The sequence below is a fragment of the Nocardioides panzhihuensis genome (assembly GCF_013408335.1).
GTDB classification, from domain to species: domain Bacteria; phylum Actinomycetota; class Actinomycetes; order Propionibacteriales; family Nocardioidaceae; genus Nocardioides; species Nocardioides panzhihuensis.
Map to the genome: position 1 here is coordinate 4,867,068 of NZ_JACBZR010000001.1, position 14,777 is coordinate 4,881,844.

At 68.6% G+C, this 14,777-nt stretch carries 16 protein-coding genes; 7 read left to right on the plus strand and 9 right to left on the minus strand.

All coding sequences use genetic code 11. The features are described 5' to 3' along the window. Positions 1 to 194 precede the first annotated feature (194 nt). Positions 195 to 893, plus strand: coding sequence for a YwaF family protein (locus BJ988_RS23070; RefSeq protein ID WP_179660211.1), 699 nt, complete (start codon positions 195 to 197; stop codon positions 891 to 893). On the opposite strand, the gene cds1 is transcribed toward BJ988_RS23070, so the two are convergent. Then, complete coding sequence (cds1, locus tag BJ988_RS23075) at positions 857 to 1,957, minus strand: L-cysteine desulfhydrase Cds1 (RefSeq protein WP_179660212.1); 1,101 nt, start codon at positions 1,955 to 1,957, stop codon at positions 857 to 859. The two genes, BJ988_RS23070 and cds1, sit on opposite strands and share 37 nt — an antisense overlap. 161 nt (positions 1,958 to 2,118) lie before the next feature. Here cds1 and mqo point away from each other — a divergent pair, with 161 nt between their 5' ends. Beyond that, positions 2,119 to 3,582 carry a malate dehydrogenase (quinone) gene (gene mqo / locus BJ988_RS23080; protein WP_179660213.1) on the plus strand — a complete coding sequence of 488 codons (1,464 nt, stop codon included), beginning with the start codon at positions 2,119 to 2,121 and terminating at the stop codon, positions 3,580 to 3,582. Positions 3,583 to 3,759: 177 nt separating this feature from the next. Here mqo and BJ988_RS23085 read toward each other — a convergent pair whose 3' ends face one another. Continuing rightward, the gene (locus BJ988_RS23085) at positions 3,760 to 5,121 is read right to left on the minus strand and encodes an FAD/NAD(P)-binding protein (protein WP_343051751.1); all 1,362 of its coding nucleotides are present in this window, start codon (positions 5,119 to 5,121) and stop codon (positions 3,760 to 3,762) included. 109 nt (positions 5,122 to 5,230) lie between these two features. On the opposite strand from BJ988_RS23085, the gene BJ988_RS23090 reads away from it, so the two are divergent. Together BJ988_RS23090 and BJ988_RS23095 are read left to right on the plus strand one after the other, a co-directional pair. Further along, positions 5,231 to 5,803 carry an ArsR/SmtB family transcription factor gene (locus BJ988_RS23090; protein ID WP_179660214.1) on the plus strand — a complete coding sequence of 191 codons (573 nt, stop codon included), beginning with the start codon at positions 5,231 to 5,233 and terminating at the stop codon, positions 5,801 to 5,803. A 3-nt stretch (positions 5,804 to 5,806) separates the two neighbouring features. Beyond that, positions 5,807 to 7,060, plus strand: a complete 1,254-nt coding sequence (locus tag BJ988_RS23095; protein WP_218861070.1) for an MFS transporter — start codon at positions 5,807 to 5,809, stop codon at positions 7,058 to 7,060. Here the strand turns inward: BJ988_RS23095 and BJ988_RS23100 are convergent. Next, positions 7,029 to 7,406, minus strand: a complete 378-nt coding sequence (locus tag BJ988_RS23100; protein ID WP_246321559.1) for a hypothetical protein — start codon at positions 7,404 to 7,406, stop codon at positions 7,029 to 7,031. The two genes, BJ988_RS23095 and BJ988_RS23100, sit on opposite strands and share 32 nt — an antisense overlap. A gap of 169 nt (positions 7,407 to 7,575) precedes the next feature. Between BJ988_RS23100 and BJ988_RS23105 the strand changes: the two genes are divergently transcribed. Further along, positions 7,576 to 8,613: a hypothetical protein gene (locus tag BJ988_RS23105; RefSeq protein ID WP_179660215.1), complete on the plus strand. Its 1,038-nt coding sequence runs from the start codon at positions 7,576 to 7,578 to the stop codon at positions 8,611 to 8,613. 14 nt (positions 8,614 to 8,627) lie between these two features. Here the strand turns inward: BJ988_RS23105 and BJ988_RS23110 are convergent, their stop codons facing one another. From BJ988_RS23110 to BJ988_RS23135, 6 genes are all read right to left on the minus strand, one after another. Next, a complete protein-coding gene (locus BJ988_RS23110) occupies positions 8,628 to 9,353 on the minus strand; it encodes an HNH endonuclease family protein (protein WP_179660216.1) in 726 nt (241 codons plus the stop codon). A 200-nt stretch (positions 9,354 to 9,553) separates the two neighbouring features. After that, entirely contained in the window at positions 9,554 to 10,141 is a 588-nt protein-coding gene (locus BJ988_RS23115; protein ID WP_179660217.1) for a PIN domain-containing protein, read from the minus strand. Between the two features lie 40 nt (positions 10,142 to 10,181). Continuing rightward, positions 10,182 to 10,685, minus strand: a complete 504-nt coding sequence (locus tag BJ988_RS23120) for an excisionase family DNA-binding protein (protein WP_179660218.1) — start codon at positions 10,683 to 10,685, stop codon at positions 10,182 to 10,184. A gap of 278 nt (positions 10,686 to 10,963) precedes the next feature. After that, complete coding sequence (locus BJ988_RS23125; RefSeq protein ID WP_179660219.1) at positions 10,964 to 11,332, minus strand: tyrosine-type recombinase/integrase; 369 nt, start codon at positions 11,330 to 11,332, stop codon at positions 10,964 to 10,966. Then, positions 11,329 to 11,796 (minus strand): hypothetical protein, encoded by a 468-nt coding sequence (locus BJ988_RS23130; protein ID WP_179660220.1) that lies wholly within the window; start codon positions 11,794 to 11,796, stop codon positions 11,329 to 11,331. Before BJ988_RS23130 ends, BJ988_RS23125 begins: the two co-directional genes overlap by 4 nt. Before the next feature lie 142 nt (positions 11,797 to 11,938). After that, a complete protein-coding gene (locus tag BJ988_RS23135) occupies positions 11,939 to 12,532 on the minus strand; it encodes a PadR family transcriptional regulator (protein ID WP_179660221.1) in 594 nt (197 codons plus the stop codon). A 116-nt stretch (positions 12,533 to 12,648) separates the two neighbouring features. On the opposite strand from BJ988_RS23135, the gene BJ988_RS23140 reads away from it, so the two are divergent. Next, entirely contained in the window at positions 12,649 to 13,749 is a 1,101-nt protein-coding gene (locus BJ988_RS23140; protein WP_179660222.1) for an aromatic ring-hydroxylating dioxygenase subunit alpha, read from the plus strand. Positions 13,750 to 13,759: 10 nt separating this feature from the next. After that, positions 13,760 to 14,773: a PDR/VanB family oxidoreductase gene (locus BJ988_RS23145; protein ID WP_179660223.1), complete on the plus strand. Its 1,014-nt coding sequence runs from the start codon at positions 13,760 to 13,762 to the stop codon at positions 14,771 to 14,773. Positions 14,774 to 14,777: the final 4 nt, after the last annotated feature.

Consider the following 14,777-nt stretch of genomic DNA (forward strand, 5'->3'; position numbering starts at 1 on the left):
CATTCAGAGGGACCACCAGCACCTGGCTCGCAGCTGTACCGATTCTCGGGCCCCGGGTCAGTCACGAACCCTTGGTGTGTGAGGTCGTCCACCCCCCACCGGTGGACGACCTTCACGCCGATGAAACGGGCCACCTGCAGACCCATGACGTGGATTGGGAAGAATTTTTTCGAGAATCCCGTCAGAATTCCGATATGCAGGCTTACGGTCTGACCCATCTGGTGCCGTTGTCCCTGCTCACAGCGGGGATCGTGGCCATGGTCTGGCTGGGCAGGCGGCAGCGGTCCGAAGCGAGACCGTCGAGATTCTCCCGGGGCTTCGCGCTCGCGATCCCGCTCACGACCATCCCGCTGCAGGCCCACGAATGGGTCACCGACTTCGATCTCTTCATCGATCTGCCGATCCATCTGTGCGACCTGGCCTGGATCGCGGCCGCGGTCGCGCTGTGGACCCACCATCCCTACCCGACCGCACTGACCTGCTTCTGGGGCCTGACACTGACCACTCAAGGCGTGTTCACGCCGGACGTGCAGGACCTCCCAGACGTCAGCTACTTCACCTTCTGGGGCCTGCACCTGATGATCGTGCTCGCCGCCGTCTACCTGATCTTCGGGCTCAAGCTGCTCCCGCGCTGGCGGGACTACGGCTGGGTGGTCGCGACCACGGCGTTGTGGGCCGCGGCGGCGTACGTCCTCAATCTCGTCCTCGACGCCAACTACGGCTATCTGCGCTACAAGCCGGAGTCGGCCTCGATGCTCGACCTGCTGGGTCCGTGGCCGGTCTACATCCTCAACGAGATCCTGCTCGTGGCGGGGATCTGGGCGTTGATCACGCTCGGACTGAGGATGTGGGCGCGTCAGGACGGGTCGACGAGGACACCGGTGCGCTCGTAGTCGGCGAGCGCGGCGGCATACGGCGCCAGATCGATGCCCTTCTCGGCCACCCACGCGTCGTCGTAGTAGGACGAGCGATAGCGCTCCCCGGAGTCGCACAGCAGCGAGACGACGCTGCCTTCCTCGCCGGCGTCGACCATCCCGCGTACTACCCCCAGCGATGCCCACACATTGGTGCCCGTCGAGGGGCCGACCGAACGGCCCATCCGGGCCGAGAGCCAGCGCATCGTCGCGATCGACGCCGCGTCGGGGACCTGGACCATGTCGTCGACGACACCGCCGACGAAGGACGGCTCGACCCGGGGCCGCCCGATCCCCTCGATCCGCGACGGCATCCCGGTGGCGTAGTCGGAGGTGTCCGTCTCCCAGCCGCCGTAGAAGGCGGAGTTCTCCGGGTCGGCGACCATCAGCCTGGTCGCGTGACGCCGGTAGTGGAGGTAGCGGCCGATGGTCGCTGAGGTGCCGCCGGTGCCTGCCGAGACGACGATCCAAGCCGGCACCGGGTGCCGCTCCTGCGACATCTGGTCGAAGATGGACTCGGCGATGTTGTTGTTGCCGCGCCAGTCGGTGGCCCGCTCGGCGTAGGTGAACTGGTCCATGTAGTGGCCGTCGCACTCGCGGGCCAGGCGCTCGGCCTCCGCGTACATGTCCGGGGCCTTGTCGACGAAGTGGCAGCGCCCGCCGTGCCACTCGATCAGGCGCACCTTCTCCGCCGAGGTCGAGCGTGGCATCACCGCGACGAACGGCAGTCCTAGCAGGCCGGCGAAGTAGGCCTCGGAGACCGCGGTGGATCCCGAGGAGGCCTCCACGACCGTCGAGCCCTCATGGAGCCAGCCGTTGCAGATCGCGTACAGGAACAGCGACCTGGCCAGGCGGTGCTTCAACGAGCCCGTGGGATGGACGGACTCGTCCTTCAGATAGAGGTCGACCCCGCCGCTCGCACCGTCGCGAACCGGCAGCGGGACCGCGTGCAGGTGGGTGTCGGCCGAGCGTTGAGCGTCGGCCTCGACGCGGCGTACGGCTTCGTCGATCCAGGCGCGGTGGGAGTCAGAGAGGCGAGGCACCGACCGAGCGTAACTCCACCCTGATCCACCCCCGACATGTGCGGTGCGCCACAATGAAAGACCTGATCACGATCGGGTCCGGCAGTGAAGTTGCCCACAAGTTAGACCGATCTAAGGACCCCGATTAACCATTGCGGCCCCAAAAGCGAGACAAAAGACCTGTGGACGAACCTCTTGACGTAGTGCTGATCGGCGGCGGCATCATGAGCGCCACCCTGGGCGTGCTCCTCCAGGAGCTGGAGCCCAGCTGGTCCATCAAGATGATCGAGCGGCTCGACTCGCTCGCCGAGGAGTCGTCCGGCCCGTGGAACAACGCCGGCACCGGTCACTCTGCGCTGTGCGAGCTCAACTACAGCCCGCAGCAGCCCGATGGCTCGGTCGACATCTCCAAGGCCGTCGCCGTCAACGAGCAGTTCCAGCTCTCCCGGCAGCTGTGGTCCTTCCTGGTCGAGAGCGGCCGCATCCCTGACCCGGACAAGTTCATCCACACCGTCCCGCACATGTCCTTCGTGTGGGGCGCGGACAACGTCGAATACCTGCGCAAGCGCTACGAGGCGCTCAAGGACCACGCGCTCTTCCCCGGGATGGAGTTCTCCACCGACCCCGAGGTCATCCGGGGCTGGGCCCCGCTGCTGCTCGAGGGCCGCTCGGCCAAGTCGCTCGCCGAGGAGCCCGTCGCGGCCACCTGGACCAACGCCGGGACCGACGTCGACTTCGGCTCGCTCACCTCGATCCTGACCCGCACCCTGGTGGACAAGGGCGCCGACCTCGAGACCGGCTCCGAGGTCACCGACCTCCACCAGACCATGGACGGCTTCTGGCACATCTACGGCCGCAACGAGTCCGGGAAGTACCACCTGCGCTCGCGGTTCGTCTTCGTCGGCGCGGGCGGCTACGCCCTGCCGCTGCTGCAGAAGGCCTCGATCCCGGAGATCCGCGGCTTCGGCGGCTTCCCGGTCTCCGGTGAGTTCCTGCGCACCTCCAAGCCCGAGCTCGTCGCCCAGCACCGCGCCAAGGCCTACGGCAAGGCGGCGGTCGGCGCCCCGCCGATGTCGGTGCCCCACCTCGACACCCGCCACGTCGCGGGCAAGACCCACCTGATGTTCGGTCCGTACGCCGGGTGGAGCCCGCGCTTCCTCAAGACCGGGTCGCTCACCGACCTGTTCCTCTCGGTCCGTCCCCACAACCTGGCGCCGATGCTGCGCGCCGGGCTGACCAACATGGACCTGACCGTCTACCTGGTCAAGGAGTTGCTGCGCTCACCGAGCAAGAAGTTCGACGACCTGCAGGACTTCTTCCCCGCCGCCGACCGCAAGGACTGGGACCGGATCATCGCAGGCCAGCGGGTTCAGGTCATCCGCCCCGACGGGGTGCTCCAGTTCGGCACCGAGGTCATCACCGCCGAGGACGGCACCATCGCCGGCCTACTCGGCGCCTCCCCCGGCGCCTCGACCGCGCCGGGGATCATGGTCAACGTCCTGCGCCGCTGCTTCCCCGCCCGCTGGGACGCCTGGCAGCCCCAGCTCAAGACGATGATCCCGGCCACCGGCCCCGAGCTGAGCGCCGACCCCGAGCTCGCCGCCGAGACCTTCACGCGTACGGACCGCCAGCTCAACCTCGGCTGACCGACCCCAGCCGAAGCGTCACCCCCGTCGGCCGAGACGTCACTTAGGTCGGCCGAGTTGGCAACCCAATGCCCATTCGAGCGACGGGAGTGACGTCTCGACCGACGGGAGTGACGTCTCGCGCGACGGGGGTGACGCCTCGCGCGACGGGGGTGACGTCTCGGCCGACGCGAGTGACTACTCGGAGGTCAGGTGGGCGGCTACGGCGGCGGCCTGGACCCGGATCTCGGGGATGGCGGTGGCCTCGTAGAGCGCGCCCTTGCAGGGCGGGCCGACGGTCAGAAGATTCGGTACGACGCGACCGCCTGCCCCGATGACGTGGCCGTCCTCGGTGACGTCGATGCCGAGGCGGAGAGGGTCGGGGGCGATCAGGCCACGCTTCTGGAGCGCCAGCAGGAGAGGGTTGTCGGTGCGGGTGATGTCGGGTGACGGGCCGGTGCAGTTGATCACCGCGGTCACCATGTGGTCGCCGTCGGCCAGGGAGACGACCGGCCGCCCGGCGGTGTCCGTCCCGCAGCCGAGCACCCCGCCGCCGAGGATCTCCAGACGTCCCTCGGCCTGGTAGGCCCTCAGGAAGGCTGCGATGCGCGGGGCCATCCGGTGGCGGCGTACCTCCCACTCGCGGGCGTAGAGCTCACGGAAGCGCCGGCGCTCCAGCTCCGGCAGGCGGCGCCAGATCGACTGGGTCGGGCCGCGGAGGCCGTCGATGACAGCACGCCAGTCGACGCCGAGACCGGTCGCGTGCTCGATCTGCTCGCGTACGAGCGCGGCGATGCCGTCGGCGGTCAGCGGGCCGTCGGGGACCGGGGTCACCCAGGAGGTGAACTGGTCGTCGACGTGGGGACTCGGGACCAGGCCGTGGCGGCTGACCATGATCACCCGGCGGGCCGGGGAGTCGTCGAGGAGCGTGACCGTCGTGTCTATGGCGGTGAGGCCGGTGCCGACGACGAGCACGGTCGCATCCTTCGGCAAGGCACTGATCCGGGCCACGTCCCACGGGTCCGAAAGGTTCCACGACGCCTCAGGCAGGCCGGCCAGCGGCTGGGGCGGCGGGTTGCCGTAGGCGAGAACGACGGCATCCGCGGCATGACCCTCATCGTCGTCGCTGGTCAGGATCCGAAAGCCCGGACCGATCGGCTCGACGTCGATCACCGTCTCACCAACGGTCTCCAGCGTCCCCTGGCCGGCCTCGGCGGCCTGAGCGAGCCGGTCGCGCAGGTAACGTGAGTAGTCGCGCCGGGGCAGGAAGTCGGTCGGCCCGAGCTCGACGCCGGCCGCTGCCGCTGCCGCCCAGTCGAGCAGGTCGTCACGATCGTCGGGGAAACCGGACATGTTGTTGGCCCGAACGTTGAGGAGATGACGGCCGTCGGTGGTCGAGTAGGCGACCCCGTACCCGGCCTCGCCCCGCGACTCGAACAGCGTCACCGACGCGCCCCGGCGGAGCAGGTTGATCGCAGTCAGCGTGCCACTCGCTCCTCCCCCGACGATCGCCACCATGGGGCTGGAGGTCGGCATGGGCGGCGCGGCATCTGTCGTCACTCCGACAGGGTAACGACGCTATGAAGACTTTGTTCACTCGGATACTTGGGTTTCCGCCAGATCACACAGATCTATTTGCAAAGCTTCCTTTGCAGTTTAGGATCGCTTCATGGCAGCTCGCGAGATCGTCCCCGGCGTCGACCAGCTCAAGGCCCTCACCCACCCCGTGCGCGTCCGAATGCTCGGCATCCTCCGCGTCGACGGCCCGGCGACGGCGACGACGTTGGCCACCCGGCTCGGCATCAACACCGGTGCGACGTCCTACCACCTCCGGCAGCTCGCCCAACACGGGTTCATCGAGGACGACGAGAGCCGTGGCAACGCCCGGGAGAGGTGGTGGAAGGCCGCTCACCAGGCGACCGTCACCGGCGACGGGGACGTGCCGGACACTCCCGAGGGTCGCGAGACTCTGGACGCCTACCTGCAGACCGTCGTCACGATCTATGCCCAGCGCCTCCAGGAGGCGATCGAGGAACGGGCCCTGCTCCCCAAGGAGTGGCGGGAGGCCTTCGGCCTCAACGACCGCGTCGTGCGCCTGACCCCGAGCCAGGCATCCCAGGTCGAGGAGCAGGTCAACACGCTGATCGACGACCTCGAGGACGACCCCGACGGCGAGGCCGTGATGTTCCAGTTCCATGTCTTCCCGCTGCCGGGTCACCTCGGAGCCGATCAGGAGAGATAGATCATGAAGCTCCCCCTCTACGGCTGGCTCGCCGCCGAGACCATCTCGCTGGTCGGCACCCGCATCTCGATGCTGGCACTGCCTTGGTTCGTGCTCGAGACGACCGGCAGTCCCACCAAGGCCGGCCTGATCGCGCTCTTCGAGCTGACACCGCTGGTGCTCAGCAAGATCTTCGGCGGCCCGGTCATCGACCGCATCGGCCCACGCCGCGTCGCGATCTCCTGCGACCTCGGCTCGGCCGTCGTGATCGGCCTCATTCCCCTTCTGTACGCAGCAGACCTGCTGCACTTCCCGATCCTGCTGCTCCTCGTCGCGCTCGCCGGCACACTGCGCGGCCCTGGTGACGCCGCGAAGTCGTCGATGATCCCGCAGCTCGTCGAGGCAGCCGGCGTGCCGACAGAGCGGGTGACCGGGCTCCACTCGTTCGTCGAGCGCACCGCCTCGATGCTCGGCGCCGCCGCGGCGGGCCTGCTGATCGGCCTGGTCGGTGCGACCGACGCGATCGTGATCGACGCCGCCTCGTTCGCACTCGCCGCGCTGGTGCTCGCCGCGACGACGGCCGGACTCACCCGTGCTCGACACACGGGATCCGAGGAGCGGGCGGAACGGACCACCGCCATCCCCTATCGGGCCCAGCTGGCCGAGGGCTGGCACTTCCTTCGCCGGGACCGGGTCCTCATGGGGATCGCATTCATGGTCGCGCTCACCAACCTGATCGACCTCGCCTGGAGCAGCGTGCTGATGCCCGTATGGGGCCGGGAGCACGCCGGCCCCGAGACGATCGGCCTGCTGTTCGCCACCTTCTCCGGTTTCTCCGCGGTGGGATCGGCGGTGGCGGCGGCCATCGGCAACCGGATGCGCCGCTACCCGACGTACCTGGCCTGCTTCCTCATCGCCGGGATCCCGCGGTTCCTGGTGCTCGCCTTCGGGGCGCCGTTGTGGGTCGTGTTCGTGGTCTTCGCGATCGGCGGGACCGCCAGCGGGTTCATCAACCCGATCCTCGGAGCGCTCCAGTTCGAGCGGATCCCCGCGCACGTGCTCGGCCGGGTGATGTCGCTGATCTCTGCGTTCGCCTGGGGTCTGATGCCGCTCGGAGGCCTGCTCGGTGGCAGCCTGGTCTCCGCGTTCGGACTGACCACGGCCCTGGTGGCCTGCGGGATCGCCTACTTCGTGGTCACGATGTTCCCCGCGATCGACCCGACCTGGAAGCAGATAGAGCGGCGCCCTAACAAGCCTCTCGTAGCCGCGGGATCCTAGGGATCCCGCCGAGCCGCTTGTTGTAGCGGACGTGGTCGGCGTAACCCTCCAGGAGCGTCCACAACGCCTTGTGCGCCGGCCACGGGATGGCCTCACCAGGGAAAGCCCAGGTCGAGCCGAAGCCGATCCAGACCGGGACCCACTCCTTGGCACAGTCCCACTCGCCCCGCTTCGACATCAGCAGCCGGTGGCGGACCTGGAACGCGAGTCGCTGGCCATCCTTCACGATCGGCGCCGCACACACCCGCCACAGCGGCATGTCGAGCGACATCAGCTCGATCTCGATGTCGCCGAGAACGCGCGGATCCACCAGGACCGTAGCGACGTTCTCGTGCGGGCGCCTCATGCAGATCACGCTAGCGCCGAGCACCGACATCCGCTGGCCGATCAGCCAGGAGCGAACATCGAGGCTGATTCGCCACCCCGCCGGACAGAGCCCATGGGTCGGGCCTATCATCCTCCCCAGTCTCGATCGGGCAGGGAGGCCCGAGTGGAGGATCGAGAAAGGACCGACGTTGGCACCCTCGAGGCAGCCCAGAACGGGTGAAGAGGCCGAGAAGTACGCCGCGGAGCATCTGCATTCCCTCGGCTGGCCCGACGCCGCGCCCTCGGGCAGCACCGCGGCCGCGGACGTCGACATCATCGGCGGCCGTCCCGACAACGTCGTCGTCGCACAGGTGATGCTCACCCGCACTCCGACCGAGGCGCGCGGCGTCTGCGCGGCCCGCGGCGCGGGCTACGCCTACGACGCCCGGACGGTCGTGCTGTTCAGCCGAGCCGGCTACACCACCGACGCGGTCGATTGGGCCGACAAGGTCCGGGTGGGGCTGTTCGAGTTCGCCGCGGACGGCTCGATCCGTCCGCACGGGAAGCACGCGGCCGAGCTGGTCACCACCGCCACGGCACCGGCGCCGGCCCTCGGCCGCGCGCCCGAACCGACCCCCGGCCGTCATGTCGATCCCACGCGCACCGGCAGCTTCAACTTCACCGCGAAGATCCCCTCGGTCAGGCCCCGTCGTAAGGCTGTGAAAGTCGCTGAGAAAGTCCCCGAGAAGGTCGCTGAGAAGGTCGCCGAGAAGATCACCGTGACCGTCGCCGCGGAGGTCGCTACGGCGATCGCGCCCGATCCGGCCCCGAAGGTCGCGGAGGGGATCGCCGGCCCGACGACCGGCCAGGTCCCCGCGTACTCCACCATGAGCATCCCCAAAGCCCCGACGCCACCGGCCGACGAACGCTGGGTCCCGGACGGGCTCGGTCCGATCCTGGACGCGATCGCCCGGGCGGCGCAGCTCCCCGTCGTGCTCGTCCTGGGCTCCGACCAGCGGGCCGAGTGGGTGCGGCAGACCTTCCAGGTCGGCACGATCACGGTCACCGACGGGAGCGTGCTCCCGATGCTGCTGTCCCTGGTGACGGGCCGGGAGTCGCAGTACGCCAGCGGCGAGTCCTATCACAAGGTCGGCGGCCTCAAGCCCCAGGGCGAGCGGGCGCTGGAGTCCTGGCGTGCCTGGGAGGCCTACGACCGCGCGATGGCCATCTACCGCCGCGCGGTCTGAGCGTCCCACCCTCCTCAGCAGTAGGCGAGCATCTCCTCGAGCGCCCGCCGCTCGCTGTCGTCGACCGCGAGCGACCACCGCGCCTTGGTCTCGATCCAGCGGGTGGCGTACGCACACTGGAACCCCTTCCGCGGACGCCAGCCCGCCGGGTCGTCGTCGCCCTTGCTCATGTTGGTCGGGCCGTCGACAGCGAGCAGGTTGCCCAGATCGTTCGAGAACGCGCGACGCCGGTCCTCAGGCCACGCGCTCGCGCCCGACCGCCACGCCTCCGCGAGCGGCACGACGTGGTCGATCTGGATCGCCTGGGCCTGGCCGGGCTCCTTCAGGTCGGTGAAGGTCAGGCGTCTGCCGGTGTAGGGGTCGACCCAGGTCCCGGCGAGCACGTCGTGGCCACACCTCCCCTGCGGCCGGGTCCGCACCTCGACGGCATCGCGAAGGAGCACGTCGTCGCGCTGGTTGCATCCGTTGCCGTCGCTGTCCGCCCAGCCGCCACCGAACGACGAGCGTGCGTACGCGACCAGCCCGCCAGGGCGTCTAGCGACGGTCTCCAGCGCGGCGAGGTCACGGCGCACCACCCGTGCGCCGGCGGGCGCCGGCGAAGGCTCCGCGGTCACAGCCGGCGGCGTACGTCGTGTCTCCGGCACGTCCTCCGGCGCGTCATCGGGCAGCCACAGCGCCGCCGCCGAGCCGGCGACCGCCAGCAGGACGACCAGCACTGCCAGCGACGCACGCCTACCCATGCCGTCGCATTGTGCCCGCGACCACCGACAGAGACCCGCCTGCGAGGTATTACCGATCGGTGACGGATGTCGCGATCCCTGTCACCCGGCCAGCAGGCAACCCGACGTCGGCCAGGAGTGCGGCGCAAACTTCGCAGCCTGCATCGAGGTCAAGAGCGGCCAGCACGGAGAAGACGCCTTAGTCGCCAACCGCTCGAGTCTCAGTCCACGAACCGCGGCGCGAGGATCTCGGCGACCTCGGACATGGCGCACTTGACCTCGAGCAACTCGAGCAGTTCAACTGGAGAGCGTGGCGGGTTCTTCAACCGCTTGGAGATCGCCAGAACGGCCCTGAAGCCGGCGTCGGGGTGGGCGTCGACCGTGTTCGCGGCGAACTCATGGGCAGACAGGACGTCGACGGAGGCTTCAGCCAGCACCAACGACGTCTCCATCCCGGCCCGCTGATCACTGGTCACGATGACGTCGGCCTTGCCGATGATCGCCGCATGGACGACGTGCCCGTCATCGAGGTCGTTGATGTCGTACGGGTACTCGCGCTTCTTCGGGGCTTCGATCGTCGAACCCGGAAAGTAACGCGTCATCTGCTCGAGCAGGTGCTGGCGGTGCTTCGCGCTTTCTTCGGGGTCGCGGCCCTTCTTGAGGTCGATACGCTCCAGGACGTAGTCGAGCTCGGTGATGATGCCGCTCCCCCACAGCGGCGAGTAGGCGCCCTCGGTAGCCAACTGGAGCAAGAAGTTGCGCTGCATGCTGGGGATGAGCACACAGGTATCAAGGACAGCGCGGAACACCGGTCGAGTGTCACAGACGCCTCCGACACTCGACCGGGCTTTAGCGGTTCTTACGCGCCTCGTTGAGGAGATCGTCGACGTCGACCAGGTCCTCATCGCCCTCATAGGCGGCCGACGACTCAGCAATGAACTCGTTGCGCTGCTTGTAGAGCAGGTCCTTGTAGGCCAGAACGTCGGCTAGCCGCAGCTTGCGGCGGTTCACTCCAGGAACGTGCGCCGGGATCTCGCCGGACTTGATGAGCTTGACCACGGTGGGCCGGCTTAGGCCGAGGAGCTCGGCTGCCTGCTGGGTGGTGAGCTCTTGGTCGAGCGCAAGGATCTGAACCGACTTCCGATCAGCCAGCGCGCTAAGGAGGCTTTTGACCATCTCATAGATGCCCTCGGTCAACTCGACTCGCTCGTGCTCGTCGGCACCGCACAGGAAGTAGGTCGGCTCCGGCTTCTTCCCGTGTCGTGACTCGTGGGCCTCGAGGAAGCTGAGAACCTCGGCGCTCTGCTCGGCGAGCTCCTCGTTCGGGAGGGCGCTCTGATGCGCAACGGTCATCTTGTTCACCTCTGACTTAACTGGGAAGCGAGTTAAAAGAACTAGACGAGAACCCTCTCTCGCACGTTCTCTCGTACTTACTCGTGGAAGTAGAGGCTAGGCTATTTGCGAAACTTACGGAACCCAAGTTACGCAACTTACGAAAACCTAACCACACGTGACCCCTAAGTGTTGGGACCAAGATCCCTGGTTTCTATCGCGGCTGCTCACCCAGCCCTACCGCCAGGAGTACGCCTGACGACCAGCGACGACACGCTCGAGCTCTACGTAACGCTTGGTCACCCCGGCGACGGCTCCCTCAACCTTCGTATGACCCCGTCGATCGCCGATGCGAGGTGATCGGCGCGGGGGCCGGTGTAGACCACGGTGCTGTTGACGTCGTTGTGGCTGGTCACGACGTCGCGGATGGAGCGTTCGGCAAGGCGCTCGCCGCGGGTGACGAACAGCGGGCCAGCGTCGTCGGGCATGCCGAGCTGGTCGCGGCGGTGGGCACGCCAGGCCGCGAGCGCCCGCAGCGCCGAGGACGGGCCGGGGAGCGGGATGTCGCGGGGCTTCTCGCCCTTGCCTAGGCGGACGCGGACGATGCCTTTTCGCTCGGTGAAGGGGACGTCACCGACGTCGAGCTCGACGGCCTCGGAGATCCTCACCCAGAGGCGTGGAGCAGGTTGACCAGGGCGTGATCGCGCACGCCGCGGCGCTCGGCCGCGCGCAGCACGTCGCGGACCTGGTCCTCGGCGAGCGACTGTGGCGCGTTCCGCCGGCTCGGGGCCGCGGAGCGTACGTCGGGTCGCGGCATCCCGAACCAGAGGTAGAGGTTCGCGATGCCGGTCATCGCCGCGTCGACGGTCTTCGGCTTGAGGCGGCGCCGGGTGAGCAGGTGGCGGCGGTAGTCGCGTACGGTGTGGGTGGCCGCGATTGGGTCGGTCACCACCTGGTCGTAGTCGTGCTTGAGCCGGAAGGGCAGCCAGTCGACGAACCCGGTCACGGCCTGGCCACAGCTGCGTCGGGTGTGGTCCGAGATCGGCAGCCGGGCCAGATGGGCGGCGGGCAGCTTCTGCAGCGTCGGCCGGCTCGGCGTGCCTGGGGCGCTCGGGGTGCTCAGCTGGGTCATCACCGCTCCCCCGCCCCGCTCGCCGTCGAGAGGGTGGTCGCTGATCAGGCACGCGGCGGTTTGAGGTTGCTGGTGATCTGGTCCAAGCGCAGGTCGCCGGCGCCGGGGGCGGCGATGCGAGATCCCCCGGCAGTGGCGTGACTCAGTCGACCGGAGAGCCCTCCAGCTCGTCGACGAGCACGAGCCCACGCTCGGCCCAGGCGATCGCGGTGCGGGCCTGCTCGATGAGACCGTCGTAGGCGAAGATCTTGTAGCGCACGATCCGGTCCCACTCGCTCGCGTCGTAGTGCTCCAGGCGCCGGGCCAGCGTGGGGTGGCTGCGGTCGACCAGCGTGGCGCGGGTGGCCTCGAGCATCGCCAGGTGCTCGGTCCAGTGGTCGCGGAACTGCTCCAGCTCGGCACGCGCCGCCCCGGGCTCGGCCCACTCCAGGTAGGCCGCCTTGAGGTAGGCCGGCTCCCGCTGCCGACGGATCTCGATCGGCGCGTCCATCCACTCCCGGAAGGCCTTCACCCCGGCCTCGGTGACGGCGTACTCCTTCTTCGTGCCCTTCTTGCCCCACGGCACGACCGCGGACTCGAGCAGGCCGTCACGCTCCATCCGGTTCAGCTCGGGATAGATCTGCGAGTCCGGCGCGTGCCACACGTGGGCCACCGACTGGCTGAACTGCTTGGAGACGTCGTAGCCGGTCATCGGGCGTGAGGTGAGCAGCGCGAGCAGCGCGAATCTCAGCGACATCGTGACCCCTCTCGACGTGGTGACCGTGGCGCGAGCGTACCTGCCTCTTGCCACTAACTATAGAGATAGGTAGTTTGTGGCGAGCACTACACCTATCTCCATAGGGAGTTCCCCAAATGACCACACTGGATTCCCCTCCGGTCACCGCCGCGAGCAAGATCTTCAACTTCCCCCGCAACGCCTGGTACGTCGCGGCGTGGGACCACGAGGTGACCGCGAAGCAGCCGCTCGCCCGCACCGTCGCCGACCGCCCGCTGGCCCTGTGGCGCAACAGCGACGGCCGCGCGGTCGCGCTCGCCGACGCCTGCTGGCACCGGCTGGCGCCGCTGTCGAAGGGCAAGGTGCTCGGCGACGAGATCCAGTGCCCCTACCACGGCCTGCGCTACAACTCCGCCGGCCGCTGCACGGGCATGCCCGCCCAGGAGACGATCAACCCGAGCGCGATCGTCCCGTCCTACCCGGTGGTCGAGCGCTACCGCTACGTCTGGGTCTGGGTGGGCGACCCCGACCTCGCCGACCCCGACACCGTGCCCGACATGCAGCAGATGGACTCCCCGGAGTGGGCCGGCGACGGCGAGACGATCTACGCACCGTGCAACTACCAGCTGCTGCTCGACAACCTGATGGACCTCACCCACGAGGAGTTCGTGCACAGCTCGAGCATCGGTCAGGACGAGCTCTCCGAGGCCGAGTTCGAGGTGAGCCACGACGACCGCCACGTCACCGTGACCCGCTGGATGCGCGACATCGATGCGCCTCCGTTCTGGCTGAAGAACATGCGCGACAGGTTCCCCGGCTTCGACGGCAAGGTCGACCGCTGGCAGATCATCCACTTCGAGGCCCCCTCGACGATCCGCATCGACGTCGGCGTCGCCAAGGCCGGCACCGGCGCCCCCGAGGGCGATCGCAGCCAGGGCGTGAACGGCTTCGTGATGAACACGATCACTCCGGAGACCGCGCGCACCTCGCACTACTTCTGGGCCTTCATGCGCAACTACCGACTGGACAGCCAGACCATCACCACCCAGCTGCGCCAGGGCGTCCACGGCGTCTTCGGCGAGGACGAGGAGATGCTGGCCGCGCAGCAGCAGGCGATCGACGCGAACCCGGACCACGAGTTCTACAGCCTCAACATCGACGCCGGCGGGATGTGGGTACGCCGGATCCTGGACCGCATGCTGCAGGCGGAGGGTCTCCCCGCCGCGGCGGCGAAGTAGGGCGGCGAGGATGGCCGTCAACACCCAGACCTGGTGGCAGAAGGGCCGCGTGGCCGAGTGCGACGAGCTCGCCGAAGGCGTACGCCGCATCGTGCTCTGTCCCGACCGACCCGTCCACGCCGCGCCCGGCACCCATGTCGACCTCCGGCTCGACCTCGACGGGCATGCCCGCAAGCGGTCCTACTCGGTCGTCCGCTCCGAGGACGGTGGCCGCCGGCTCACCCTCGGTGTCCAGCTCGCCCCGACGTCTCGCGGTGGCTCCCGCCACATGCACGGCCTCGAGGTCGGTGACGTCGTCGAGATGACCGGTCCGGTCCAGAGCTTCCCGCTCGGGGTCGGCGCCGACCGCTACGTCCTGGTCGCCGGTGGCATCGGCATCACGGCGCTGGTCGCGATGGCCGAAACCCTGCGCCGCCGCGGCGCCGACTACACGCTCGTCCTGGCCGGCCGCAGCCGACGCGTGATGGCCTACCTCGACCACCTCGTCGACACCCACGGCGACCGGGTCCGGGTGTTCGTCGACGACGAGGACGTACGCCTCGACGTGGAGTCGCTGGTCGGCGAGGTCGCCGGATCCCCGGCGGCGACGCGGACGGAGATGTACATGTGCGGCCCGATCCGGCTCATGGACGCGATCCGTCGCGCCTGGGCCGCCCATGACCTGCCCGAGCCCAACCTCCGGTTCGAGACCTTCGGCAGCAGCGGAGCCTGGGCGGCGGAGGACTTCGTCGTGCATCTCCCCCAGCTCGACCGCTCGGTCCACGTGAGCCGGGACAGCTCCATGCTCGACGCGCTCGAGGACGCCGGAGTCGAGGTGATGTGGGACTGCCGCAAGGGCGAGTGCGGGATCTGCCAGGTCAAGGTCCTCGACGTCAGCGGCCGGATCGACCACCGCGACGTCTTCCTGAGTCAACAGCAGAAGGAGGCGTACGCATCTCTGTGCCTCTGCGTCGCCCGAGCCGCCCGCGGCGATTCGGAGTCGGGCTCGGCCGACCCCGCCGCCGTCACCCTCCACCTTCCGTGAAACC